The sequence below is a fragment of the Kitasatospora sp. NPDC008115 genome (assembly GCF_042957205.1).
In the GTDB taxonomy this organism is placed as follows: domain Bacteria; phylum Actinomycetota; class Actinomycetes; order Streptomycetales; family Streptomycetaceae; genus Kitasatospora.
Genome location: NZ_JBIBHU010000008.1, coordinates 115,767 through 139,957, shown reverse-complemented (window position 1 = coordinate 139,957; position 24,191 = coordinate 115,767). Strand labels below are relative to the sequence as shown.

The 24,191-nt window shown below is 73.4% G+C and carries 22 protein-coding genes; 15 read left to right on the top strand and 7 right to left on the bottom strand.

What is annotated here, in order from left to right:
• Positions 1 to 162: 162 nt before the first annotated feature.
• Positions 163 to 639, bottom strand: a complete 477-nt coding sequence (gene bcp / locus ACFZBX_RS13060; RefSeq protein WP_391533591.1) for a thioredoxin-dependent thiol peroxidase — start codon at positions 637 to 639, stop codon at positions 163 to 165.
• Between the two features lie 141 nt (positions 640 to 780).
• On the opposite strand from bcp, the gene ACFZBX_RS13055 reads away from it, so the two are divergent.
• From ACFZBX_RS13055 to ACFZBX_RS13045, 3 genes are all read left to right on the top strand, one after another.
• On the top strand, positions 781 to 1,122 hold the full coding sequence (locus tag ACFZBX_RS13055) for a DUF3618 domain-containing protein (RefSeq protein WP_380764210.1): 342 nt from the start codon (positions 781 to 783) through the stop codon (positions 1,120 to 1,122).
• Between the two features lie 199 nt (positions 1,123 to 1,321).
• Entirely contained in the window at positions 1,322 to 1,624 is a 303-nt protein-coding gene (locus ACFZBX_RS13050) for a co-chaperone GroES (protein ID WP_078881937.1), read from the top strand.
• 140 nt (positions 1,625 to 1,764) lie between these two features.
• A complete protein-coding gene (locus tag ACFZBX_RS13045; RefSeq protein WP_391533589.1) occupies positions 1,765 to 2,925 on the top strand; it encodes a winged helix DNA-binding domain-containing protein in 1,161 nt (386 codons plus the stop codon).
• Between the two features lie 6 nt (positions 2,926 to 2,931).
• Here ACFZBX_RS13045 and ACFZBX_RS13040 read toward each other — a convergent pair whose 3' ends face one another.
• Positions 2,932 to 5,403 (bottom strand): transglycosylase domain-containing protein, encoded by a 2,472-nt coding sequence (locus ACFZBX_RS13040; RefSeq protein ID WP_391533587.1) that lies wholly within the window; start codon positions 5,401 to 5,403, stop codon positions 2,932 to 2,934.
• A gap of 333 nt (positions 5,404 to 5,736) precedes the next feature.
• Between ACFZBX_RS13040 and ACFZBX_RS13035 the strand changes: the two genes are divergently transcribed.
• From ACFZBX_RS13035 to ACFZBX_RS12985, 11 genes are all read left to right on the top strand, one after another.
• On the top strand, positions 5,737 to 6,537 hold the full coding sequence (locus ACFZBX_RS13035) for an ABC transporter permease (protein WP_391533735.1): 801 nt from the start codon (positions 5,737 to 5,739) through the stop codon (positions 6,535 to 6,537).
• A complete protein-coding gene (locus ACFZBX_RS13030) occupies positions 6,530 to 7,405 on the top strand; it encodes an ABC transporter permease (protein WP_391533585.1) in 876 nt (291 codons plus the stop codon). Before ACFZBX_RS13035 ends, ACFZBX_RS13030 begins: the two co-directional genes overlap by 8 nt.
• A gap of 29 nt (positions 7,406 to 7,434) precedes the next feature.
• On the top strand, positions 7,435 to 8,394 hold the full coding sequence (locus ACFZBX_RS13025; RefSeq protein ID WP_391533583.1) for an ATP-binding cassette domain-containing protein: 960 nt from the start codon (positions 7,435 to 7,437) through the stop codon (positions 8,392 to 8,394).
• Positions 8,395 to 8,574: 180 nt separating this feature from the next.
• Positions 8,575 to 9,930, top strand: coding sequence for a glycosyltransferase family 2 protein (locus tag ACFZBX_RS13020; RefSeq protein WP_391533581.1), 1,356 nt, complete (start codon positions 8,575 to 8,577; stop codon positions 9,928 to 9,930).
• On the top strand, positions 9,927 to 11,273 hold the full coding sequence (locus ACFZBX_RS13015) for a nucleotide sugar dehydrogenase (RefSeq protein WP_391533580.1): 1,347 nt from the start codon (positions 9,927 to 9,929) through the stop codon (positions 11,271 to 11,273). The genes ACFZBX_RS13020 and ACFZBX_RS13015 overlap by 4 nt, the downstream gene beginning before the upstream one ends.
• A 159-nt stretch (positions 11,274 to 11,432) precedes the next feature.
• Positions 11,433 to 12,692, top strand: a complete 1,260-nt coding sequence (locus ACFZBX_RS13010; RefSeq protein WP_391533733.1) for a DUF445 domain-containing protein — start codon at positions 11,433 to 11,435, stop codon at positions 12,690 to 12,692.
• Positions 12,693 to 12,812: 120 nt separating this feature from the next.
• The gene (locus ACFZBX_RS13005; protein ID WP_391533731.1) at positions 12,813 to 13,880 is read left to right on the top strand and encodes an adenosine deaminase; all 1,068 of its coding nucleotides are present in this window, start codon (positions 12,813 to 12,815) and stop codon (positions 13,878 to 13,880) included.
• A 146-nt stretch (positions 13,881 to 14,026) separates the two neighbouring features.
• Positions 14,027 to 14,593: a hypothetical protein gene (locus ACFZBX_RS13000; protein WP_391533579.1), complete on the top strand. Its 567-nt coding sequence runs from the start codon at positions 14,027 to 14,029 to the stop codon at positions 14,591 to 14,593.
• A 112-nt stretch (positions 14,594 to 14,705) separates the two neighbouring features.
• Positions 14,706 to 15,542, top strand: a complete 837-nt coding sequence (locus tag ACFZBX_RS12995; RefSeq protein WP_391533577.1) for a DUF4097 domain-containing protein — start codon at positions 14,706 to 14,708, stop codon at positions 15,540 to 15,542.
• A 41-nt stretch (positions 15,543 to 15,583) separates the two neighbouring features.
• Positions 15,584 to 16,546: an ATP-binding cassette domain-containing protein gene (locus tag ACFZBX_RS12990; protein WP_391533575.1), complete on the top strand. Its 963-nt coding sequence runs from the start codon at positions 15,584 to 15,586 to the stop codon at positions 16,544 to 16,546.
• A complete protein-coding gene (locus ACFZBX_RS12985; RefSeq protein WP_391533574.1) occupies positions 16,543 to 17,319 on the top strand; it encodes an ABC transporter permease in 777 nt (258 codons plus the stop codon). The genes ACFZBX_RS12990 and ACFZBX_RS12985 overlap by 4 nt, the downstream gene beginning before the upstream one ends.
• Before the next feature lie 69 nt (positions 17,320 to 17,388).
• On the opposite strand, the gene ACFZBX_RS12980 is transcribed toward ACFZBX_RS12985, so the two are convergent.
• Positions 17,389 to 18,120: a TetR/AcrR family transcriptional regulator gene (locus ACFZBX_RS12980; RefSeq protein ID WP_391533572.1), complete on the bottom strand. Its 732-nt coding sequence runs from the start codon at positions 18,118 to 18,120 to the stop codon at positions 17,389 to 17,391.
• A 161-nt stretch (positions 18,121 to 18,281) separates the two neighbouring features.
• On the opposite strand from ACFZBX_RS12980, the gene ACFZBX_RS12975 reads away from it, so the two are divergent.
• The gene (locus ACFZBX_RS12975; RefSeq protein WP_391533571.1) at positions 18,282 to 19,808 is read left to right on the top strand and encodes an MFS transporter; all 1,527 of its coding nucleotides are present in this window, start codon (positions 18,282 to 18,284) and stop codon (positions 19,806 to 19,808) included.
• A gap of 79 nt (positions 19,809 to 19,887) precedes the next feature.
• Here ACFZBX_RS12975 and ACFZBX_RS12970 read toward each other — a convergent pair whose 3' ends face one another.
• The 4 genes from ACFZBX_RS12970 to ACFZBX_RS12955 form a co-directional block, all read right to left on the bottom strand.
• Positions 19,888 to 20,547 carry a peptidase inhibitor family I36 protein gene (locus ACFZBX_RS12970; RefSeq protein WP_391533570.1) on the bottom strand — a complete coding sequence of 220 codons (660 nt, stop codon included), beginning with the start codon at positions 20,545 to 20,547 and terminating at the stop codon, positions 19,888 to 19,890.
• A gap of 95 nt (positions 20,548 to 20,642) precedes the next feature.
• Positions 20,643 to 21,689 carry a CU044_5270 family protein gene (locus tag ACFZBX_RS12965; RefSeq protein ID WP_391533569.1) on the bottom strand — a complete coding sequence of 349 codons (1,047 nt, stop codon included), beginning with the start codon at positions 21,687 to 21,689 and terminating at the stop codon, positions 20,643 to 20,645.
• Positions 21,686 to 22,291 carry an RNA polymerase sigma factor gene (locus ACFZBX_RS12960; RefSeq protein ID WP_391533567.1) on the bottom strand — a complete coding sequence of 202 codons (606 nt, stop codon included), beginning with the start codon at positions 22,289 to 22,291 and terminating at the stop codon, positions 21,686 to 21,688. Before ACFZBX_RS12960 ends, ACFZBX_RS12965 begins: the two co-directional genes overlap by 4 nt.
• Positions 22,292 to 22,812: 521 nt before the next feature.
• Positions 22,813 to 24,009 carry a serine hydrolase domain-containing protein gene (locus ACFZBX_RS12955; RefSeq protein ID WP_391533565.1) on the bottom strand — a complete coding sequence of 399 codons (1,197 nt, stop codon included), beginning with the start codon at positions 24,007 to 24,009 and terminating at the stop codon, positions 22,813 to 22,815.
• Positions 24,010 to 24,191: the final 182 nt, after the last annotated feature.

The following is a 24,191-nucleotide window of genomic DNA, read 5'->3' as shown; positions in this document are numbered from 1 at the left end:
TCTACTCCTGTGGCAAGAACGGAACCCGGGCGACCGGCGCCCGGTGAGCAGAACGCTAGGGGGTGCCGGACCCCGGCCGACAGGTTCCGGGCGGAGCGCGGACAGCACCGGGACACGGCGGTGACGAAGCGTCACTCGCCGCCGCCGTGTCCGGACGCTGCGTCAGGCCGCCTCGACCTTGAGGTCGCGCAGCAGCTTGGCCACGTGGCCGGTCGCCTTGACGTTGTACAGCGCGTGCTCGACCTTGCCCTGCTCGTCCACGATCACGGTGGAGCGGATCACGCCGGTCACGGTCTTGCCGTACAGCTTCTTCTCGCCGAACGCGCCGTAGGCCTCCAGCACCTTCTTCTCCGGGTCGGAGACCAGGGTGACCTTGAGGTTCTCGGCCTCGCGGAACTTGCCGAGCTTCTCCGGCTTGTCCGGCGAGACGCCGATGACGTCGTACCCGGCGCCGGCGAAGACCTCCAGGTTGTCGGTGAAGTCGCAGGCCTGCTTGGTGCAGCCGGGGGTGAGCGCGGCCGGGTAGAAGTAGACGATCACCTTGCGGCCGAGGTGGCCGGCGAGGGACACCTCGTTGCCGTCGGCGTCGGGCAGGGTGAAGGCGGGCGCGGTGTCGCCGGGCTGGAGACGCTCACTCACGGGATTTCTCCTGGTGCTGGACGGGCGGTCGTACCACGGCAAACTTACCTCCGATGGTGGGTGGGGCCGCGCGGCCCCGCGTGGTAGCTGACACACTGGGTCAGTCGCACAGGACGAACATCAGTGAATGGGGTGGCCCGCGTGGGCGAGGCGAGCAGTACGGACAAGTCGGCGCGGACGACCGCCCAGATCGAGGCGGACATCACCCGGACCCGCACCCAGCTGGCGGCGACGCTGGACGAGCTCGCCGTGCGCGTGCACCCGACCACCATCTCCGCCCAGGTCAAGGCGAAGGCCGTGGCGGCCGTCGAGGAGAAGGCCGGCCGCGCCTACGTGGCCGCGAGCGGCCTGGTCGAGCAGGCCCGCGCGCAGTTCGTGGACGAGAAGGGGCAGCCGCGCAAGGAGCGGATCGTCCCGGCCGCGCTGGTCGGCGTCGGCCTGGTGCTGCTGGTCGCCTCGGCGCGCAAGCGCCGCAAGGGCTGACCGCCGCCCGCACCCCCCCGGGCCGGGCACCCGGTGCCCGGCCCGGCGCCGTTCGCCCACCGGGCTGGCGTCACACGCCGAGCCCGGGACCGGTACCTTCGGGGTCGTGAGTACGAACGACGAACCGACCCAGCAGTCCCTTCCCGGCGAGGCCGACTCGCCGCGTCACGACCGGCTCGGCGAGAAGCTGCCGATCAAGATGCTGCACGACCGCGTGCTGGTGAAGACCGAGGCCGGCGAGGGCGAGCGCCGCTCCACCGGCGGCATCCTGATCCCGGCGACCGCGGAGATCTCCAAGCGCTGCGCCTGGGCCGAGGCGGTCGCCGTCGGCCAGAGCGTGCGCTCCGTCGAGCCGGGCGACCGGGTGCTCTACGACCCCGAGGACAAGCTGGAGGTCGAGGTCCGCGGCGCCACCTACGTGCTGCTGCGCGAGCGCGACCTGCACGCCGTCGCCGCGATGCGCTTCGGTGACACCGAGGGCTCGACGGGGCTCTACCTGTAGCCGCCGAGCGGGCTTCCCCGGTGGGCTGCCGTGCCGTGGGCGCGGCGGTCCACCGTCGTTTCCCGGTCCGCCGCGCCCGCCGGCCGCACGGGTTCCCCCGTTCTGTCGCCCGGCGGCCGGGCGGGTTCTAGGATCCGCCCATGGTGATCGACGACGGGCAGCGGCGGGCACGGCTGGGGCGGCGGTTGCTGCTGGCGCCCACCGGGTGGGCGGGGCGGGTGGAGGAGGTGGCCGACGCGGTCGTCGGGCTGCACGCCTCCGACCCCGCGACGGTGTACCTGTCGGCGTGCGCGCGGCTGCGCGAGCCGTCGGCGGCCGAGGTGGACCGGGCGCTGTACGACGAGGTTTCGCTGGTGAAGCTGCTGTCGATGCGACGGACGCTGTTCGCGGTGACCGAGGCCTTCGCGCCGTACGTGAGCGCGGCGGCGGCGCGGCAGATCGCGGCCAAGGAGCGGGCGACGCTGCTGAAGCACCTCGCGGAGTTCGCCGACGGGTGGAGCCCGGAGCGGCTGGCGCGGACCGAGCGGGCGGTGCTGGCGGCGCTGGCCGTGCGCGGCGAGGCGACCACGGCCGAGTTGGGCGCGGACGTGCCGGCGCTGCGCGAGACGATGCTGATGTCGGCGGGCAAGCCGTACGAGGCGAAGCAGAGCGTGGGGAGCCGGTTGCTGCGGCTGCTGGCCTCGGACGGGCATGTGCGGCGGTGCCGGCCGCGCGGGTCGTGGCTGAGCAACAGCTACCCGTGGGCGCCAGTGGCGCCGTGGCCGGAGGTGCCGGCGCGGGAGGCCAAGGCGGAGGTGGTGCGGCGCTGGCTGGCGTCGTACGGGCCGGGGACCGTCGAGGACGTGAAGTGGTGGACGGGCTGGACGCTGGGGGACGTGCGCCGGGCGCTGGCCGACGTGGGCGCGGTGGAGGTGGCGCTGGAGGGTGGCGCGGCGGCGCTGGTGCTGCCGGGGGACGAGGGGCCGGTGGCGGAGCCGGAGCCGTGGGCGGCGCTGCTGCCGGGGCTGGATCCGGCGGTGATGGGCTGGCGGGGCCGGGACTGGTACCTGCGGCCGGAGGACGTGCCGGCGCTGTTCGACCGGGCGGGGAACGCGGGGCCGACGGTGTGGTGGTGCGGCCGGGTGGTCGGCGGCTGGGCGCAGCGGGCGGACGGCGAGGTGGTGTGGCGGCTGTTCGAGGACGCGGGTGCCGGGGCGCGGGCGGCGGTCGCGGCGCAGGCGGAGCGGCTGGCGGGCTGGCTGGGGGAGGTCCGGGTGACGCCGCGGTTCCGTACGCCGCTGGAGCGTGAACTGGTGGCGTAGGAGGTCCTAGGCCGGGGGCGGGGTGGCCGGTTGGGCGGTGGCAGGGGGCTTGGCGGTGGCGGGCGGGGCCGGGGTGTGCGGGGTGGGGTCCGGGGCCTTGGTGGGGGCGACGGTGGTGGGTGGTTCGGCGGTGGGGCGGTCGGCGGTGGGCCGTGTGCTGGGGGTGGCCTGCGGTTGGTCGGGTTCCTGCGGGGTGGGCGCGAGGGGTGTGGACGGTTCGGGGTCGGCGGTGGTCCGTTCGGGGGTCGGGGTGGTGGCGGTCTGGGCCGGGGCCGGGGCCGTGGTGGGCCGTCTGGGCACGGTCGGTGCGGCGGGGGCCGCGGGGTTGGCCGGTACCGCGGGGGCGGCCGGGGCCTGGACGGTGCCGCCGCGGTCGGCGGTGGGCTCCGGGGTCGGCGTGGGGGTGGTGGTCGCGGTGGCGGTGGCGGTCGCGGTGTCGGTGGGACCTGCGGCGGGCCGCCCGCTGCCTTCGCCGGGTTCGAGGTCGAAGTCCTGTACGTCGGTGCCTTCCAGGGCCTCGCCCATGTAGGCGGTCCAGATCCGGGTGGGGAAGGCGCCGCCGTTGATCCGGGCGTAGCCGGCGGTGCCGGCCAGCGGTTCCTTGGCGTGGGTCTTCGGGTGCTCGCGGAAGAGGCCGACGGTGGTGGCGAGTTCGGGGGTGTAGCCGGCGAACCAGGCGGAGAGGTTGGCGTCGGTGGTGCCGGTCTTGCCGGCGGCGGGCCGGCCGAGGCCGAGGGCCTCGGCGCCGGTGCCGTGGGTGCTGACGACCCCGCGCAGGACGTCGGTGACGGCGTCGGCGGTTCCCCGGTCGAGGGCGGCGGCGGGCTCGTGTCCGGGCAGCTCGGGCGGGTCGACGGGGCCGGTGCCGGGGTTGACCCGTTCGAGTCCGGCCACCGACCAGGGGCGGTGGGCCTCGCCGTGGTTGGCGAGGGCGGCGTAGACGCCGGCCAGGTCGAGGGCGCTGGGGGTGGCGGTGCCGAGGGTCATCGAGGTGTTGGCCGGGTCCATGCCGGGGACGTCGTCGGGGATGCCGAGCCGGATGGCGGTTTCCCGGACGTGGTCGAGTCCGGCGTCGACGCCGACCTGCGCGTACACCGAGTTGACGGACTTGGCCATGGCCTGGCGCAGGGTGATGGGCCCGTAGTCGATGTCGTCCTCGTTGGGCGGCGCGTACGGGGTGGGGCCGTCGGTGACGGGGCGTTCGCTGGTGCCGTCGTAGCGGGTCTCGGTGGTGATCGGGCGGCCGTCGCCGCTGCTGTGGTGGGAGGTGAGGCCGGCGGCGAGGTCGATGGGTTTGAAGGTGGAGCCGATCTGGTTGTCCTGGCGCAGCGCGTCGTTGTAGGGCTGCTCGGCGTAGTCGGGTCCGCCGTAGACGGCGACGACGCGGCCGGTGGCGGGTTCGACGGAGGCGCCGGCGACCCGGACGTCGGTGTCGGTGTCGGGCCGGGCCTCGGGGTCGAGTTCGTCGGTGAGCTCGTCCTGGACGGCGCGGGCGAAGGCGTCCTGCTTGTGCTGGTCGAAGGTGGTGGTGATGCGCCAGCCGCCGGCCTTGAGGGTGGCGCTGTCGAGGATGCCGCTGCCGACCAGGTACTCGTCGGCGACGCCGACCAGGTAGCCGGCCTGGCCGGCGAGGCCGGAGGCGGGCTGGGGGTCGAGCGGGTCGGGGAAGACGAGCCCGGCGCGTTCGGTGGCGCTGAGGAAGCCGAGCTGGACCATGCCGTCGAGGGTGTAGTGCCAGCGGGCGACGGCCTTCTCGCGGTTGGCGGGGGTGGCGGTCTTCACGTCGTAGGCGCTGGGGGCCTGGAGCAGGGCGGCGAGGTAGGCGCTCTGCGGGACGGTCAGCTCGGAGACGTCGACGCCGTAGTAGGCGCGGGCGGCGCTCTGGACGCCGTAGGCGCCGCGGCCGAAGTAGCTGGTGTTGAGGTAGCCGGCGAGGATCTCGTCCTTGTCGCGCTGCTGGTCGACCTTGAGGGCGATGAGGAGTTCGCGGCCCTTGCGTTCGATGGTCCGGCTCTGGGTGAGGTAGTAGTTCTTGACGTACTGCTGGGTGATGGTGGAGCCGCCTTGCAGGCCCTGGCCGGTCAGGCTGTTCCAGCCGGCCCGGGCCATGCCCGTCAGGTCGATGCCGCGGTTCTGGTAGAAGGTGCGGTCCTCGGCGGAGACGACGGCCTGCCGGGTGCTGACCGGGACCTTGTCGATGGTGACGTCGGTGCGGTTGACGGCGCCGGTGCGGGCGATCTCGGTGACGCCGTCGGCGTAGAGGTAGACGTTGCTCTGGGCGACGGCCTGGGCGTTGGGGTCGGGCAGCGGGACGATGACGTAGAGCACGGCGAACGCGCCGACGGCGAGCAGGGCCGTGGTGAGGACGGCGCCGAGGGTGACCCGCCAGGTGGGCAGCAGGCGTCGCCGAAGCGGTAGGGCGCGGCGCGCCTCGCGGCGGGCGGCCCGTTTGGTCCGGCGGCTGGTGCTCGGGGTCATGCGGAGATTATGTGCTATTTGACTGTCGATCAGGCGCCGGGGCGACTCCGTACGGGTGGTGGAAAAACCGGGTGCGTGCGGGACTTCGCCGCAGTACGGTGAAAGGTGCAAACCACATAGCGCGGCCGCTTTTCGGGCTTCGGCCCGGTTCAGCTCCGTCCGCCCGGCCCGGTACCCCCGGGGGAGGGCGGCCGGGGCCGGTCCGGCATGTGCGGCTGCGGTCAGGGACCTCCCTGTGCCGCTATTTGTCGATAAGGAGACAATATGCAGGAGCTTGAGTCTCGGCAGAGGGAATCCCGTCCTCCTGATCCCGGCGGCGGCGCGCGCGCCGCCCTGCGGTTGTACGCCGCGGTCGTCCGCGGCGCGTTCCTCCGCTTCTCCACCTACCGGGCCGCCACCCTGGCCGGCGCCTTCACCAACACCGTCTTCGGCTTCATCCTCGCCTACACCTTCCTCGCCCTGTGGCACGTCCGCCCCGGTCTCGGCGGCTACGACGAGGCCGCGGCCGTCACCTACATCTGGGTCAGCCAGGCCCTGTTGATGACGGTCGCCGTGATGGGCGGCGGCTTCGAGGACGACATCCAGGAGCGCTTCCGCAGCGGCGACATCGCCGTCGACCTCTACCGCCCGGTGGACTTCCAGGGCTGGTGGCTGGCCAACGACCTCGGCCGGGCCGCCTTCCACCTGCTCGGCCGGGGCGCGCCGCCGGTGCTGGTCGGCGTCCTGGCCTTCCGCACCCGGATGCCGGAACACCCGCTGACCTGGGTGGTCTTCCTGCTGTCGGTGCTGCTCGCGGTGGTGGTCAGCTTCGGCCTGCGGTTCCTGGTCGCGCTCACCGGCTTCTGGCTGCACGACTCGGAGGGGGTGCGGACCCTGATGCTGATGGTGTCGATCTTCTTCTCCGGGATGCTGCTGCCGCTCGCGCTCTTCCCCGGCCGGCTCGGCGAACTCGCCCCGGTGCTGCCCTGGGCCGCGCTGGTGAAGGTGCCCACCGACGTCTTCCTGGAGCGGGTCACCGGCACCGGGCTGCTCGGCGCGCTGGGCTTCCAGCTGGCCTGGGCCCTGGTGCTGCTCGCGGCCGGCCGGCTGGTCCAGCTGCTCGCCACCCGCAAGGTGGTGGTCCAGGGTGGCTGACCAGGCCCTGACGACCCCCGGGACCACCGGGCTCGGCGGTCCCCGTGAACCGCTCGCCGCCCGGACGGCGTGGGCGGTGCGCTCCTGGTGGCTCACCGCCGCCATGTGGACCAGGGCGCTGATGTCCTACCGGGCGTCGTTCGCGATGATGGCCCTCGCCAACGTCGTCATCACCTTCCTCGACTTCGTCGTGATCATCCTGATGTTCCAGCACACCGACAGCCTCGGTGACTGGACCCTGCCCGAACTCGGTTTCCTCTACGGCACCTCCGTGTTCGCGCTCGGCACGGCCAACCTGTTCGTCGGCACCGTCGAGGCCCTCGGCGAGCGCATCCGCACCGGGACCCTGGACACCATGCTGGTGCGGCCGGCCCCCGCGCTCGCCCAGGTCTGCGCCGAGCGCTTCTCGCTGCGCAGGGTCGGGCGGGCCGTGCAGGCCGCGGCCGTGCTGGGCTGGTCGCTGTCCGTGCTGGACGTCCACTGGACCTGGGACCGGGTGCTGCTGGTGCCCGTGCTGCTGGTCTGCGGCACCCTCATCTTCGCGGCGGTCTTCATCGGCTTCGCCAGCCTGCAGTTCTGGTGGGGCGAGTCCGGGCAGCTGCACCACTCCTTCACCTACGGCGGCGCGACCCTGCTGCAGTACCCGCCGACCGTGTTCGCCAAGGAGCTGGTCGCCGGCACCGTCTTCGGCGTGCCGCTGGCCTTCGTCAACTGGCTGCCCGCCCTGCGCATCCTCGACAAGCCCGACCCGCTGGGCCTGCCCGCCGCCTTCCGGTTCGCCTCGCCGCTGGCCGCCGCGCTGAGCCTGGCCGCCGCCGGACTGGTCTGGCGGGCCGGCCTGCGCGCCTACCGCGGCGCCGGCAGCTGACTCCCCGTCCCCCGTACCAAGGAAGAACCATGGCACTGATCGAACTCGACGACGTCCGCCGCACCTTCACCGTCCGCGCCAGGACCGGCCGGCTGAAGCGCGAGAAGCGCGAGGTGCGCGCCGTCGACGGACTGAGCTTCACCGTCCGGGCCGGCGAGTGCGTCGGCTACATCGGCCCCAACGGCGCCGGCAAGTCCACCACCATCAAGATGCTCACCGGCATCCTCGTCCCCAGCTCCGGCCGGCTGCGCGTGGCCGGCGTCGACCCGGCCCGCGAACGGGCCGCGCTGGCCCGCCGGATCGGCGTCGTCTTCGGGCAGCGCACCACCCTCTGGTGGGACCTGCCGCTGCGCGACTCCTACGAACTCGCGCGCAGGCTCTACCGGATCCCCGACCACCGATATCGCGCCAACCTGGAACGCTGCGTCGAGCTGCTCGACCTCGGCGCGCTGCTCGACACGCCCGTGCGCCAGCTCTCGCTCGGCCAGCGGATGCGCGGCGACCTCGCCGCCGCCCTGCTGCACGACCCCGCCGTGCTGTACCTGGACGAGCCGACCATCGGCCTGGACGTGATCAGCAAGGGCAAGGTCCGCGAGTTCCTGCGCGAGGTCAACCGCGACCACGGCACCACCGTGCTGCTCACCACGCACGACCTCACCGACATCGAGCAGCTCTGCGACCGGGTCATGGTGATCGACCACGGCCGGGTCGTCTACGACGGCGGGCTGGAGGGCCTGCACGCCGCCGGCGACAGCGAGCGGACCCTGGTCGTCGACCTGGCCGAGGCCGGCCCGCCGGTCGAGGTGCCCGGTGCCCGGGTGGTCCGGGTCGAGGGCCCGCGCCAGTGGCTGGCCTTCCCGGCCGAGCAGAGCGCCGCCCCGGTGGTGGCGGCCGTCGCCGCCCGCTACCCGCTGGTCGACCTCTCGGTGCGCGAGCCCGCGATCGAGGACGTGATCGCCCGGATGTACGCGGAGGTCGCCATCGGCTGAGCGTTCGACCGGGGAACGGGTGTCCGGAGTCGCTCGCCCGTGCGGGTGGCGGACGTGACCCCGTGCCGCGCCGACTGGTTGACCGTTGCATCGTCCGGCGCCGCGCCGTCCGTCCCGTTCCGCGGGCGGCGCGGCGCCGGGCACCGTCCTGGCGAGCCGCGCACCGGAGGGCAGCACCCGATGACCGTTCCCGACGTGACCGTGGTGATCGCGGTCTACAACACCATGCCGTACCTGACCGCCTGTCTGGACTCCCTGGTCCGGCAGAGCATCGGGCACGCGCGTATGGAGGTGGTCGCGGTCGACGACGGCTCCACGGACGGCGGCGGCGAGCTGCTCGACACCTACGCGGCCCGGCACCCCGGGCTGTTCCAGGTGGTCCACCAGGCCAACTCGGGCGGTCCGGCCGCCCCGACCAATCGCGGCCTGGCGCTGGCCCGCGGCCGGTACGTGTTCTTCCTCGGTGCCGACGACTGGCTCGGCGACGAGTCGCTGGAGCGGATGGTGGCCTCCGCCGACGCCTGGGAGTCCGATGTGCTGATCCCCAAGCAGATCGGGGTGAACGGGCGGCTGGTCCCGCAGGGCATCTTCGACGCCTCCGCCGCCTCGGTCGGCTTCGAGGACTCCGCGCTGGCCTGGGCGCTCGCCGACACCAAGCTGTTCCGGCTGGACCTCGTCCGGCGGCACAACCTGGCCCGCAGGGAGGAGCTGAAGGTCTACTCCGACCAGCCCTTCACCCTCGCCGCCTGCCTGCGGGCCGGGCGGATCTCGGTGCTCGCCGACTACGACCACTACTTCCTGGTGCTGCGCGAGGACCGCGGCAACGTCACCCAGCGGGCCGGGGCGCTGGACCGCATCCGGGGCGTCGCGGCGGTGCAGTGGGTGGCCGCCGAGCTGGCCGCGCCCGGCGGGCAGCTGGACGCGATCAGGGCGCGGCACTTCGGCTGGGAGGTGCCGCAGCTGCTCCAGGCCGGCCTGCTGGCGCTCGACGCCGCCGTGCGGCAGGAGGTCTGCGCCGGGGTCGGCGAACTGGTCCGGCGCTTCGCGGCCCACGAGGTGTACCACCGGCTCGCCGCGGCGGACCGGGTCCGGCTGGAGCTGGCGGCCCGCGGGAGCCACGGCGTGCTGTGCGAGCTGATCGCGTACGAGGCGGAGCACGGCGCGCCGCCGGAGGTGACGGAGGACGGGGCGGACGGGGTGCGGCGGCGGTACGCGGGCTACCCGGTGTTCCGGGACGGCTCGGTGGGGCTGGCGGACGAGCTGTTCCTGCTGGGGGAGGAACCGGTGGGGGTGGCCGGGGAGGCCGGGGCGTCCGGGGCGTCCGGGGCGGTGGCCGCGCCGCCGCCGGGGCTGGTGCAGCAGCTGTGGCGGGGCGCGGTGCCCGTCGGGGTGCGCCGGCGGCTGCGGCGCCACCCGGCGTGGCGGCGGCTGGCGAACGCGGTGGCCGGGGTGGGTTCCGCGGGGACCGGTGCTGCCGGGGCCGGTTCCGCGGGGGCCGGTTCCGCGGGGACCGGGGTGGACGGGGGTGGCCGGTGAACCCGCTCCACGTCCGGCCGCCAGCCGACCGTCCGCTCGACGTCTGCGTGGTCGGCCTCGGCAAGCTCGGCCTGCCGCTCGCCGTCCAGTTCGCCGCCAAGGGCCACCGGGTGACCGGCGCCGACGTCGCCGCGCCGGTCGTCGAGGCCGTCAACGAGGGCCGGCCGCCGTTCCCCCGGGAGGCCGGGCTGGACGAGGCGCTCAAGCGGGTGGTCGCCGAGGGGCGGCTGCGCGCCACCACCGACACCACGGCGGCCGTCGCCGGGGCCGACGCCGTCGTCCTGGTCGTCCCGCTGGTCACCACCGCCGACGGCGCGCCCGACTTCACCCTGCTCGACGCCGCCACCGACGCCGTCGCGGCCGGGCTGCGCCGGGGCGCGCTGGTCAGCTACGAGACCACCCTGCCGGTCGGCGTCACCCGGGGCCGCTGGGCGCCGCGGCTGGCGGCCGGCTCCGGGCTCACCCCCGGCCGGGACTTCGCGCTGGTCTTCAGCCCGGAGCGGGTCCGCACCGGCCGGGTCTTCGCCGACCTGCGCCGCTACCCCAAGCTGGTCGGCGGGACCGACCCGGCCGCCACCCGGCGCGGCGCCGGGTTCTACCGGGCGGTGCTGGACTTCGACCCGCGCCCGGACCTGGACGCCCTGGGCCGGCCGAACGGCGTCTGGGAACTGGAGTCCGCCGAGGCCGCCGAGTTCGCCAAGCTCGCCGAGACCACCTACCGGGACGTCAACATCGCGCTGGCCAACCAGTTCGCCCGGTACGCGGACCGGATCGGGGTGGACTTCGCGGCGGTCGCGGACGCCTGCAACTCGCAGCCGTTCAGCCATCTGCACCGGCCGGGCATCGCGGTCGGCGGCCACTGCATCCCGGTCTACCCGCGGCTCTACCTGTGGAACGACCCCTCGGCGACGGTGGTGCGCGCCGCGCGGGCGGCCAACCTGGAGATGCCGGCGTACGCGGTCGGGGTGCTGGACGGCGCGCTGGGCGGCGGGCTCGCCGGGCAGGGCGTGCTGGTGCTCGGCGCCGCGTACCGGGGCGGGGTCAAGGAGAGCGCGTACTCGGGGGTGTTCCCGCTGGTCGAGGCGTTGCGCGCGGCCGGCGCCCGGCCGTACGTGGCCGACCCGCTGTACCCGGCCGGGGAGCTGACGGCGCTGGGCCTGCCCGCGTACGGCGGCGAGCCGGTGGCGGCGGCGGTGCTCCAGGCGGACCACCCGGAGTACCGGGAGCTGGCGCCGGCCGACCTGCCGGGCGTCCGGGTGCTGCTGGACGGGCGGCGGTGCACCGATCCGGCCCGGTGGGCGGGCGCGGACGGGGTGCGCCGGATCGTGCTCGGGGGCGTGTGACGGCCGCTGCGCGCTGATGTCCGCCCTTGCGGATCGGCTCGCGCGGGCGGGTGCCACACCGGACCGGCGCGCGATTGCCGGGCGCGCCGTCCGTTCGCGCCGGGCAGCGGGCAGACTGGCGGGGTGAGCGACGAAGCCTTCAGCGGGACCGGCCCCGGAATGCGGTTCACCGCGGCCGACGAGGAGAAGAGACGCGGCGTCCGCCGGATGAAGACCATCGCGACCGGCCTGCTGGGCCTCGCGACCCTGGTCTTCGCCCTGGCCACCTGGGCGAAGGCGGCCGGCGCCGGCGCCTGGGCGGGCTATCTGGCGGCCGCCGCCGAGGCCGGCATGGTCGGCGCGCTGGCCGACTGGTTCGCGGTGACCGCGCTGTTCCGCCGTCCCTTCGGCCTGCCCATCCCGCACACCGCGATCATCCCGACCAAGAAGGACGCCTTCGGGCGCTCGCTCGGCGACTTCGTCGGCGAGAACTTCCTCTCCGGCCACGTGGTGCGCGGCCGGCTCGCCGCGCTCGGCATCGCCCGGCGGCTCGGCGAGTGGCTGGCCGCGCCCGGCAGCGCCGAGCGGGTCACCAAGGAGGCCTCGGCGGCGCTGCGCGGGGTGCTCGCGGTGCTGCGCGACGACGACGTGCAGGCGGTCGTCGCCGAGGCGGTCACCCGGCGGGCCGCCGCCACCTCGGTCGCCGAACCGGCCGGCCGGATGCTCGGCAAGGTGGTCGCCGACGGCGGCCACCACGGGGTGGTCGACCTGATCACCGTCCGGGCGCACGACTGGCTCACCGACAACCACGCCGAGGTGGTCCAGCGGGTCACCCAGAAGACGCCCGGGTGGACCCCGAAGTTCATCGACCACCAGGTCGGCGAGCGGGTCTACAAGGAGCTGATGCGCTTCGTCACCGACATACGGGACGACCAGCGGCACCCGGCGCGCGGCGCGATCGACAAGTTCCTCGCCGACTTCGCCACCGAACTGCAGACCGATCCGGAGACCATCGCCAGGGTCGAGCGGGCCAAGGGCGAACTGCTCGCCCGGCCCGAGGTGCAGGACCTGATCGCCTCCACCTGGGCCGCCGTCCGCTCGCTGGTGCTGAACGCCGCCGAGGACGAGGAGAGCGAGCTGCGCCAGCGCATCCGCGAGGGCGTGCGGAGCTTCGGCACGCGCCTGGCCACCGACGCCAAGCTCCAGGCCAAGGTGGACGGCTGGCTCCAGGACGCCGCCCAGTACCTGGTCGACACCTACCGGGCCGAGATCACCTCGCTGATCTCCGAGACGGTGGCGGGCTGGGACGCCGAGGACGCCTCGCGCAAGATCGAGGCCAACGTCGGCCGGGACCTGCAGTTCATCCGGATCAACGGCACCGTGGTCGGGGCGCTCGCCGGTCTGCTGATCCACACCGCGGCGGTCGCGCTCGGCGGCTGAGCGTCGGCTGCCTATCCTTGCCAGCACCGCTCGAAACGCGCGTAGAACCCAGTGCGCGGACTCCGTGCGCAGAATCCAGAGAAGAAGGGCACCACCGTGGTCCAGCCGGACGGAAGTCGGATCGGAACCCCCAGCGCCAGCACCCCCGCGGCCCCCGCGGACCGCTCCATCGAGGCGTTCATCGCCGCGATGCCCAAGGCGGAACTGCACGTCCACCACGTCGGATCGGCCTCGCCCCGGGTGGTCGCCGAGCTGGCCGCCCGCCACGAGGGCCGGGCCAGGGTGCCCGTCGACCCGCAGGCCCTCGCGGAGTACTTCACCTTCACGGACTTCGCGCACTTCATCGAGGTCTACCTGAGCGTCGTGGACCTGATCCGCGACGCCGAGGACGTCCGCGCCCTGACCTACGGCGTCGCCGAGGACATGGCCCGGCAGAACATCCGCTACGCCGAGCTGACCGTCACCCCCTACTCCTCGGTCAGCCGGGGCATCCCCGACGTCGCCTTCATGGAGGCCATCGAGGACGCCCGGCTGCGCGCCGAGAAGGAGCTCGGGGTGGTGCTCCGCTGGTGCTTCGACATCCCCGGCGAGGCAGGGCTCGCCGCCGCCGAGGAGACCGCCCGGCTGGCCGTCGACCTCGCCCCGGAGGGCCTGGTCAGCTTCGGCCTCGGCGGCCCGGAGATCGGCGTCCCGCGCCCCCAGTTCAAGCCCTACTTCGACCGGGCGCGGGCGGCCGGCCTGCGCAGCGTGCCGCACGCGGGCGAGACCACCGGGCCGGAGACGGTCTGGGACGCGCTGCGGGTGCTGGGCGCCGAGCGCATCGGCCACGGCACCCAGGCGGTCAACGACCCGGCGCTGCTGGAGCACCTGGGCGAGCACCGGATCCCGCTGGAGGTCTGCCCGACCTCCAACATCGCCACCCGCGCGGTGGAGCGGATCGAGGACCACCCGATCAAGCGGATGGTCGACTCCGGGCTGCTGGTGACCGTCAACAGCGACGACCCGCCGATGTTCGGCACCGACCTCAACACCGAGTACGCGGTGGCGGCCCGGCTGCTCGGCCTGGACGAGGCCGGGGTGGCCGCGCTGGCGAAGAACGCGGTGGAGGCGTCCTTCCTCGACGCCCCGGGCAAGGCCCGGCTGGCGGGCGAGATCGACGCCCACCTGACGCGGTGGCGCCAGGTCTGACCTGCGCGTTCGCGCTCCCGAGGGCCCCGTCGGCGTGTGTCGGCGGGGCCTTCGGCGCCAGTGGTGCCGTTCACTCGTTCGAGTGGCGCCATGGTGTGGTGCCAAAAAAGCTCGACATGGCGCCATGAGTGTGCCATTCTCTAGCCATGGATCTCACGCCGTACGTCGACAACCTCCGGCACGAGCTCGCGGTGGCCGCGGGCGCGGGCGGGGACGAAGCACGCGCCCTGGCCGAGCGCCTGACCCTGCCCTTGGAATCGGCCGCCCGGCTGACGCTGCTGAACGCGCTCTCCGATGCCATGGGGGAGGTGACGCGGGATCTGGCGCCGGGGTCGGTGGACGTCCGGCTGCGCGGGCTGGAGCCGGAGTTCGTGGTCTCGGTGCCGCCGGGCGCCGATTCCTTCCACGGCATGGAGCCGGCCGGTGTCGGGCTGGTGCCACCGGTGCCGCCGGTGGTGCCACCCGTGGCGTCCGGGCTCCCGGCCGGCGGCCCGGGCGAGGCGGCCGACGACGGCAACACCGCCCGGATCAACTTCCGGCTGCCCGCCCACCTCAAGGCCCGGGTGGAGGAGGCCGCCGGCCAGGAGGGGCTCTCGGTCAACGCCTGGCTGGTCCGGGCGGTCGCCGCCGCGCTGGACCCGGGCGCGCCCGTGCGGTCCGAACCGCGGACCAGGCGGGCCACCGGCCAGGGGTTCACGGGCTGGGTTCGCTAGCCGTCCGTCCACCGCGTCCACCACGCCATCCATCCATCCATCCATCCATCCGCCAACCCTCACCCCTACCACCTGCGGAAACGCAGGGCAGAGCCATGAGGACGGGACAACCATGCCTTCTTTCGAAACCCCCGACCCGATCAGCGTCACCCTGGAGTTCGACATCGGCTCGGTGCGGATCATCGCGGCCAAGCGCACCGACACGGTGGTCGAGGTGCGCCCGGCCGACCCGGGCTCCGAGGTGGACGTCCGGATCGCCGAGCAGACCAAGGTCACCTGCGCCAACGGCGCGCTGGTCCTCAAGGCCCCGAAGAAGCGGTCGATCTTCGGCCGGGCGGGATCGATCGACGTCGCGATCGAGGTGCCGGCCGGCTCCGCGGTCCGCGGTGACGTCCCGATGGGCGACTTCCTGCTGGAGGGCGTCTTCGGCGACTGCCGGCTGAAGACCTCGGTCGGCCGGATCGAGGTCGACGAGGCGGCCGCCGTCCACCTGCGGAGCGACCACGGCGAGGTCCGGCTGGGGCGGGCCGACGGGGACGCCGAGGTGCTGTCCTCCGGCCGGATCGAACTCAACAGCGTCGCGGGCGCACTGACGGTCAAGAACCTCAACGGCGAGACGGTGGTCGGGCAGGTCGGCGGCGAACTGCGGGCCAACTCCTCCAACGGCGCCATCACCGTCGGCAGCGCGCTCGCCGGGGTCGACGCCAAGTCCGCCCACGGCACCATCCGGATCGGCGAGGTGGTCCGCGGCCGCACCGTGCTGCAGACCTCCATCGGCGATCTGGAGATCGGCATCCGGGAGGGCACCGCGGCCTGGCTCGACGTGCACACCAAGGTCGGCGGCGTCCGCAACGCGCTGGAGACCTCGGGTGCGCCGGGGGAAGCCGCGGAGACGCTCGAAGTGCGGGCCCGGACCCAGCTCGGCGACATCGTGATCCGGCGCGCCTGACCGGCCGCCGGTCCGACCACAGCACAGGGGGAGCGACCAGCATGACCACCACCATCAGCAGCACGCTCGGGCCGAGCACGGCGATCTCCGCCGTCGGCCTGACCAAGGCCCTCGGCGGGCGGACCGTGCTCGACGGCATCGACCTGCGGGTCCCGGAGGGCACCGTGTTCGCCCTGCTCGGGCCCAACGGCGCGGGCAAGACCACCACCGTGGAGATCCTCTCCACACTCCTCCCGGCCGACGCGGGGGCGGTCCGGGTGGCCGGCCACGACGTGCTCCGGGAGGCCGACCGGGTGCGCGCCGCGATCGGCGTCACCGGCCAGTTCTCGGCGGTGGACAACCTGCTCACGGCCGAGGAGAACCTCCGCCTGATGGCCGACCTGCACCACCTCGCCCGCCGGGAGGGGAAGCGGCGGGCGGCGGAGCTGCTGCGGCGCTTCGACCTGACCGGGGCGGCCACGAAGCCCGTCACCACCTTCTCCGGCGGCATGCGGCGCAAGCTCGACCTCGCCATGACGCTGGTCGGCGACCCCCGGGTGATCTTCCTCGACGAGCCGACCACCGGGCTGGACCCGCGCAGCCGCAGGACGATGTGGGAGCTGATCGAGGGGCTGGTCCAGGACCAGGGCGTCACGGTCTTCCTGACCACCCAGTACCTGGAGGAGGCCGACCACCTGGCGGACCGGATCGCCCTGCTCGACGGCGGGCGGATCGTCGCCGAGGGCACGGCCGCCGAACTCAAGCGGCGCATCCCCGGCGGCCACCTCCGGCTCCACTTCGCCCGCCCCGGCGACCTCGACGCGGCCGCCGCGCTGTTCGACTACGCCGGCGCCGACGCCGAGGAACTCACCCTCTCGATCCCCGGCGACAACTCGATCCTCACGGTGAAGGCGGTGCTCGACGCCCTCGACAACGCGGCCGTCCGGGCCGAGTCACTCACCGTCCACACGCCCGACCTCGACGACGTCTTCCTGACCCTGACCGCGGAGGGGGCAGCCCGGTGAGCACGATGTCCTACGCCGTCAGCGACTCGCTGACGATGCTGCGGCGCAACCTCAAACACGCGCGGCGCTACCCGGCGATGACCTTCTCGGTCGTGCTGATGCCGGTGATGGTCCTGCTGCTCTTCAACTACGCCTACGGCGACACCCTGGGCGCGGGCATCGGGGGCGGCGACTACATCGACTACGTGACGCCCGGCATCGTGCTGATGGCGGCGACCGCCGGCTCGCTGGTGACGGCCGTCGGGATCTGCGTCGACATGACCGAGGGCATCGTCAACCGGTTCCGGACGATGGCGATCGCCCGCTCGTCCTTCCTGGCCGGGCATGTGCTCGGCAGCCTGATCCAGACCGTGGCGGGCCTGCTGATCGTCGTCGCGGCCGCCTTCGCGATGGGCTTCCGCCCCGACGCCGATCCGCTGGAGTGGCTGGCGGCGGGCGGGCTGCTGCTCTTCGTCACGCTCGCGCTGACCTGGGTGTCGGCCGGCATCGGCCTGGTCGCCAAGACGCCGGAGAGCGCCAGCAACCTGCCGCTGCCGCTGCAGTTCCTGCCCTTCGTCGGCAGTGCGATCGTGCCGCCGGAGTCGATGCCCACCGCGCTGCGCTGGTTCGCCGAGTACCAGCCGTTCACGCCGCTCATAGAAACCCTGCGGGGGCTCTTGATGGGCACGGCCATCGGGTCGAGCGGGGTCGTCTCGCTGGCCTGGTGCACCGGGCTCACCGCCGCCGGGTACCTCTGGGCCCGCGCCGCCTTCCGCCGTCCGGTCAAGCGCTGACGGCGAGGGTGGTCGCGGCACCCGCGGTCGCCGCAGGGACGGGCGGCGGCCGCGGGGTCATCACGGCCCCTAACGGGGCGGCAGGCGGAGCGCCAGGCCGTCGAGGATGACGTTCAGGCCGTAGGCGAACTTCTCGTGCCGCAGGTCGGCCGGGTCCTTGACGGCGTTGGCCGCGGCGTCGGCGAAGGCGTCGGAGAGGAACTCGTGCCCCGCCACCGCCTCCTGGGCGGAGGGCATCAATCCGGCGATGAACTCGGACTCGCTCTGGCCGCTGCGCATCACCGTGGTGAGGAAGGCGGCCTCGGTGGTGCTCATCCCGAGCACGTAGGAGAGCGTGGTGTCGATCGCCCGGGACGGCTCCGGGAAGCCGGCGGCCGAGAAGAGCGCGGCCATCCGCTCGGAGACGTTGATCAGGTTGGGGCCCAGGTAGACCAGTCCGGCCTGGCCGATCACCGACCCCAGCCAGCGGTGGCGCAGCGTGGTGTCTCGGAAGGCCTCGCAGGTCGCGGTGACGTCGGCCCGCCAGTCGGTGGCGCTGGGATCGGGAACGGGGATCTCGCCGAAGACCTCGTCCACCGCGAGCTCTATCAGCTCGTCCTTGGTGGCGACGTGCCGGTAGAGGGAGGTCGCGCCGGCGTTGAGCCGAGCGCCGAGCTTGCGCATCGAGAGCGCCTCGACCCCGTCGGCGTCGAGCATGGCGATCGCCTCACGGACGATCGTCTCCCGGCTGAGCGCGGGCTGGTCGGGCTCGCGCTGGCGGCGGGCCCATACGGACGGGATCGGGTTCGTCTTGGCGGCCATCGGCCGGTCCTCCCTCAGGGGATCGGTACAAGGAAATCCCTGCGTACACCGTTCGCGGTGAGCGTACAGGACGCAAGGTTGCGCACACTGTTCCACACTGCGTACAGTGTGCGCATCGACGGAACATCGTACGCACGTCGTACTTCGGAGGGGAAGAAATCATGGAAGGCCGTAACCCACGGCGCTGGTGGATCCTGATCGTGCTGTGCCTCAGCACGCTCGTCCTGGTGGTCGACAGCATGGCGCTGACGGTCGCGGTGCCGTCGATGACCGAGGACCTGAACGCCACCGCACAGGACACCCAGTGGATCCTGGACTCCTACATCCTGGTCTTCGCCGGACTGCTGCTGACCTCGGGAAGCCTCGGCGACCGGTTCGGCCGGCGGAAGATCATGATCTTCGGCCTGCTGCTCTTCGGGGCGGCCTCGCTGGCGGCGACCCTCTGCACCAACCCCGGTGAGGTCATCGCGAGCCGGGTGGCGATGGGCGTCGGCGGCGCGCTGATCATGCCCTCGACGCTGTCGATCCTCATCACCGTCTTCGAGGAGGACGAGCGCGGCAAGGCCATGGCGGCCTGGGGCGCGGTCTCGATGCTCGGCCTGGTCGGCAGCCCGGTGCTCGGCGGCCTGCTGATCGACCACTTCTCCTGGCACTCGATCTTTTTCATCAACGTGCCGGTGGTGGTGCTGGCGATCACGGCCGCGCTGGTCCTGATGCCCGAGTCCAAGGGCCCGTGGCAGAAGCCGGACCCGCTGGGCGCGGTCCTCTCGGCGGTCGGCATGACCGCGCTGATCTGGTGGATCATCGAGATCCCCAAGCACGGCGCGTTCGGCGGCACCTCACTGATCTCCCTGACGGTCGGGGTCGTGGCCCTCGGCGGCTTCGTGATCTGGGAGAACGTGGTGGCGGAGCCGATGGTCCCTCTGGTGCTCTTCAAGCAGCGCAACTTCAGCGGCGGTTCGCTCTCGCTGACCCTGGTCCAGATCGGCAACGGCGGTCTGCTGCTGGTCCTCACCCAGTACCTGCAGTTCGTGCTGGACTACTCGCCGATGAAGGCGGGCCTGGCCTTCGTGCCGATGGCGGTCGCCGCGCTGATCGGCAACGGCGTCGGCGCCGGCCTGACGGCCAGGATCGGCTTCCGCCCGCTGGTCCTGGTCGGCATGGGGCTGATGGCCGGCTCGTTCGTCCTGCTCAGCACGGTCGACGCGGACACCGGCTTCACCGTCCCGGCGGTGGCGCTGGCTCTGCTCGGCCTGGGCGCCGGTCTCGCGATGCCGGCCGCGGTCGGTGCGCTGATGGGGGAGATCCCGCCGGAGAAGGCGGGCGTCGGCTCGGCCCTGAACGACACCATCCAGCAGGCGGGCACCGCGCTCGGCATCGCGATCCTCGGCTCGCTGCTGGCCAGCGGCTACGCCGACAAGATGCCGGCGGGCACCTCGGAGCCGGCCAGGCAGTCGATCATCGGCGCGCTGGCCGAGGCCGGGGCCAAGGGCGACGCGGGCCTGGCCCACACGGCCCGGGAGGCGTTCACCTCGGCGATGTCCACCACCCTCATCGTGAGCGCGGTGGGCGTCCTGGCGGCGGCCCTGCTGGCGGCGGTGGTGCTGCGGAACAAGAAGCCCGCCGTCGCGCAGGTGCCGGGGACCCCGGAGTCCCCGAAGGAGGACGTCGCCGAACTGGCGGTGTGACCAGGCGGTTCAGGACGGAGCGGCGAAGGCCGGCCCCTCGGGAGAGGGGTCGGCCTTCGGGCGTTCCGGCGGGCGGCGGCTACAGGTTGACGTAGTCCGCCTTGTCGTTCCAGTTGCCGCCGTACGGGTAGCCGAAAGTGCTGAGGTCGTAGCAGTAGCCGTTCGGCGACAGGACGACCAGGGGGTCCGGCTGCAGGGTGCGGTCGTCGTAGATCGCCAGGTTGCCGCTGGAGCGGAAGACGCAGGCGGCGCTGGCCTTGTCGCGGAACCCGTAGTCACTGAGGTACTTGGTGCCCGGCTGCGTCCAGCGCAGCACGTCACCCGTGGCGTTGGCGTGCTCCCAGAGGCAGGCTTGGCCGGCCTCGCACTTCACGGGCTCCTGCAGCGACAGTCCGGCCCCGGCGGGCACGGCCGGTGCGGCTTTGGCGGCCTCGGCGAGGGCCGGGTCGATGACGGCGATCGCGGCGTCGGCCTCGGCGACGCTGTCGTGGCAGTAGACGTCGCCGCCCGTCACCTCGGTGCAGACGCCGGCGCCGCCCCAGCCCTTGGAGAGGTCGATCCTCTGGCCTCGGTAGAAGGCGATCACCGGCTTGGACGACGTTGCCTCCGCCGGACCGATGGACTGTTGGGCGTCGGCGGACGGGACCGTCGGTGCGGGCGCCGCCGTGGCCGCCGGGGCCGCCAGCACGAGCGCGCCGGCCGTCGCGGTGACGACGGCGAGCATGCGGAAGGAACGCACGGTCGACTTCTCCTCTGATGGGTCGTGGCAGGACGGTGCTGACACGAACCCAACGCCGGATCGGCCGTTCGCACAATAGTTCCGACGGGGACCGGTCAATGGCTGGCCGAATTGGCCGACTGGCTTGATTTGGCGGGTTCCGGAGGAATCGGCTCGCCGGGGGCGCCGACGATGCCCTGGGCGAGGACGGCGGTGGAGCCGACCTCGTCGCCGCTCCTGCCCCACGGACCGTCGCTCAGCGCGACGGTACGGGTGCCGAGCAGCGCCAGGGTCGTCGGGTCGAAGATCCACTCGAAGCGTCGGCCGTCGTTCACCCGGGCCACGGCGACGCCGTGCCGCCCGGTGGCGTCGACCGAGTCGTTCACGGTGACCACCCCGGGGATGCGGGCGGCGGCGCGGTAGAGCGCCGAACCCGTCTGCGGAGGGACGACCGAGCTGCGCAGGATGTCGCCGATGGCGATGAAGGCCTCGTGGTCCGGCCCGGTGGTCGAACCCGAGCCGGGGCCGTGGTTCGCCACGGCGTCGGCGTAGATCAGCTTCAGCAGGGCGTCGGGGTCGGTCGGCAGGGTGGCCAGCAGGCGGTAGGTGGGGGAGTCCAGCGCGCTGTGGGTGACGGAGGGGAGCGGCTCGTCGGCGCCGTCGCGGCGCAGCAGGCCCTCGCGGTTGCCGTCCACGGCGGTCCAGCGCTCGACGACCTCGGTGGTGTCGGTGCGCGTCATGGTGCCCTCGGGGGTCTCGGTCAGCGCCTTGAAGTGGGTGACCGTCCACAGGTAGGTGAACTGGGAGTCCTGGGCCGGGGGCTGTGGGCGGTTGTGGGCGGCCTGGGCGATCCGGTTGAGGAGTTCGGCGGAGGCGGCGCTCTCTGCGGGCGAGGCATGCGACGAGGAGGAGCCGGGGGTGAGGGCGACGGCGGTGAGGGCGGCGGCGGTGGCGATGACGGTCACCGCGACGAGGCCGCGCCAGCGGGCGGTGAGGGCGGCGAAGGGGCGGGGACGGGCGAACTCGGCGAGGAGGAAGTCACGGCGGAGGGCCAGTTGGGAGGGGGAGGGTTCCGGGTGGGGCGGCGGGGGGAGCAACCGGGCGAGTTCACGGCGCTCGCAGTGTTCGTTCCACTCGGAGTGGTCGGTGCGTGTGTTGCTCATGGCCGCCTTTCCTGATGGTGGCCCACGGACTGATGGCTGATGGCGAGGCCGACCCGGCGTGGCTCGGGGGGATCCTCGGCGTCGACGATCCGGCGGAGCTTGTCGCGGACGCGGGAGAGCCGGGAGCGGACGGTGCCGACGGGTATGCCCAACGCCTGGGCGGCCTCGGCGTAGCCGAGCCCGGACCAGACGACCAGCGTGAAGACCTCGCGCTCCGGCTCACCGAGCTGGTCGAGCGCGCGGACGGCCGCGGCGGCCGTGTTGGCGTCGGCGATCCGGCTGACCACCTCGTCGGCGAAGTCGGGGATCGGGTCGCGCCGGGGGAGGCGGGACATCGCGTCCCGGTGGCGGCGCGCGGTGCGGGCGGTGTTGCGGAGCACGTTGGTGGCGATGGCCAGTAGCCAGGCACGGGGGTGGAGGACCTCGTCGCGGAGCTTCCGCCGCAGCCGCCAGGCTTCGAGGAAGGTGAGGGAGACGATGTCGTCGGCGAGGTCGCGGTCCCCGATGGACCGGTACGCGTGCGCGAAGACCGTGCGAGCGTGCTGATCGTAGAGCTCGGCGAACACTTGGCGTTCGCCGGCCTGCGTCTGCTTACTGGACAAGGAGGACTCCACGCAGATCTGGTGTCCGCAGGACGGAGGCGGTTCCAGGGAAGTTTGGGGAAATTGTGCCTCAGACGTCGAACTCCCCGCCACGGATCCCGGCGAGGAGGTCGCGCCACTCGGTGGGGCGGAGGCTGCTTCGTGGTCTGGTTCGAGTCCGACCGCGCCGCCTGACCGTGATCGGCCTACTGGCCCTCATCATCACCGCCGCAGTCACCGCCGCAGTCACCGGCGCCGTCTGCCGACTCCGGTGGGACTCCCTCCACGACCGCCACCACGACCACCGCATACCCGATTGGCCCCCGCCCCCCGGCGGGCGTCCGACCTGACCGGCTGCCCGGTCGGCCAGGTCGGCCGCGCCTGCCGTGGACGTTGCCCCGCCATCGCCGCCGCAGGGGTGGGCAGGGACGGCGACGCCCTCGGCCCGCTCATCGTCCCCGCGGTGAACTGCCCCCGTCCATCTGCCGATCGGCGGGTCGAAGCTCCTCCCCGAAGCGCACTTCGGAGCCGGAAACGCCGCCTCAGCGTCCCGCGCCCCGCAGGGCCGACAGCCCGGCCGCCGCATCGGCAACCGCCCCGGCCGGGGCCGCCGCACCGTTGCACAGGGTCTTGACCGCCACGTTGACGACCGCCATGTCGATACCCGACGGGTCGGTGCCCTCGTACGGGTTGTACGACAGAGCCACCTGCCGCTTCCCGTCCGCCGTGCCGAACAGCAGCGTGCCCCAGCCCGGGATGCCGCCGTCGTGCCCCCACAGGGGGCCGCAGCCGAAGTCGGCCTGGGCCACGCCGAGTCCGTAGGACGAATGCCCCGAGCCGGTCGGCACCGTGCGCTTCAGTTCCGCCTGCTCGGCCGGCCGCAGCAGCTTGCCGCCGAACAGGGCGGTGTGGAAGCGGTTGAGGTCGGCCGGGGTGGAGATGCCGTTGCCCGCCGCGTCGGCGACGGTCGGGTTGAGCCGGGTGATGTCCGCCGGCCCCTCCGCCAGCTTGGCGTACGCGTGGGCGTGCGGGCCGCGCACGCCGGTCTCCGAGCCGGGGAACGCCGTGTCGTCGAGGTGCAGCGGGCGGACGATCCGCCGCTCGACCTCGCGCTGCCAGCTGTTCCCGGTCAGCTTCCTGATCAGCATCCCGGCGAGGACGTAGTTGGTGTTCGAGTACCGCCACCCCTGCCCCGGCGCGAAGTACGGCGCGTGCGCGACGCCGACCGCCGCCAACTGCTCCGGCCGGTAGTCCTGCCAGCGGCTCGCCCCGTGGACCCAGTCGCGCAGGCTCGCCTCGTCCCGGAAGAAGAACTGCGGATCCTCCAGGTAGTCGAACAACCCGCTGGTGTGGTTGAGCAGTTGGCGCACGCTGATCGCGTCACCGTTCGGCACCAGGCCGGGCAGGTGTCGCTCCACCGGGTCGTCCAGCCGCAGCCTCCCCTCGGCGACCAGCTGGAGCACCACCGTCGACACGAACGCCTTGGTGACACTGCCGATCCGGAACCGGCCGTCCGACCTGACCGGCTGCCCGGTGGCCAGGTCGGACGTCCCGGCCGCGCCGCGCCAGATCCTGCGGCCGTCCTGCCGGACCTCGGCGAACGCGGCCGTCGAGGAGCCGTCCGCGATGAACGCCCGCAGCTCCGCCTGTGCGTCGACGCCGGAGCGTGGAGCCGCCACCGCCGCCGGGGCGAGCGTGACGACGGTGGCCCCGGCCAACGCGACGGCGGCTGCCCGCATCCCCAACCGGCCTTTCCCGCGTGGTGCTTGAGTCTGGACGAACGCCATGGTGAACCACCCTCCCCGGCCCGGACCTCGGGCCCTCGTCGCCCAGACTCGCACCCGCCCCACCCGCCCCGCGTCGTCCTCCGGGCGGGCCTCGGAGGCCCCCGGCCGTCCCTCGGTGGTATCCCGGGGCCCGG

Coding starts and splice junctions, on each gene's coding strand:
- ACFZBX_RS13050 (WP_078881937.1), top strand. CDS start 1,322: ATGCTGCACGACCGCGTGCTGGTGAAGACCGAGGCCGGCGAGGGCGAG.
- ACFZBX_RS13045 (WP_391533589.1), top strand. CDS start 1,765: ATGGTGATCGACGACGGGCAGCGGCGGGCACGGCTGGGGCGGCGGTTG.
- ACFZBX_RS13040 (WP_391533587.1), bottom strand. CDS start 5,403: ATGACCCCGAGCACCAGCCGCCGGACCAAACGGGCCGCCCGCCGCGAG.
- ACFZBX_RS13025 (WP_391533583.1), top strand. CDS start 7,435: ATGGCACTGATCGAACTCGACGACGTCCGCCGCACCTTCACCGTCCGC.
- ACFZBX_RS13020 (WP_391533581.1), top strand. CDS start 8,575: ATGACCGTTCCCGACGTGACCGTGGTGATCGCGGTCTACAACACCATG.
- ACFZBX_RS13010 (WP_391533733.1), top strand. CDS start 11,433: ATGCGGTTCACCGCGGCCGACGAGGAGAAGAGACGCGGCGTCCGCCGG.
- ACFZBX_RS13000 (WP_391533579.1), top strand. CDS start 14,027: ATGGATCTCACGCCGTACGTCGACAACCTCCGGCACGAGCTCGCGGTG.
- ACFZBX_RS12995 (WP_391533577.1), top strand. CDS start 14,706: ATGCCTTCTTTCGAAACCCCCGACCCGATCAGCGTCACCCTGGAGTTC.
- ACFZBX_RS12990 (WP_391533575.1), top strand. CDS start 15,584: ATGACCACCACCATCAGCAGCACGCTCGGGCCGAGCACGGCGATCTCC.
- ACFZBX_RS12980 (WP_391533572.1), bottom strand. CDS start 18,120: ATGGCCGCCAAGACGAACCCGATCCCGTCCGTATGGGCCCGCCGCCAG.
- ACFZBX_RS12975 (WP_391533571.1), top strand. CDS start 18,282: ATGGAAGGCCGTAACCCACGGCGCTGGTGGATCCTGATCGTGCTGTGC.
- ACFZBX_RS12965 (WP_391533569.1), bottom strand. CDS start 21,689: ATGAGCAACACACGCACCGACCACTCCGAGTGGAACGAACACTGCGAG.
- ACFZBX_RS12955 (WP_391533565.1), bottom strand. CDS start 24,009: ATGCGGGCAGCCGCCGTCGCGTTGGCCGGGGCCACCGTCGTCACGCTC.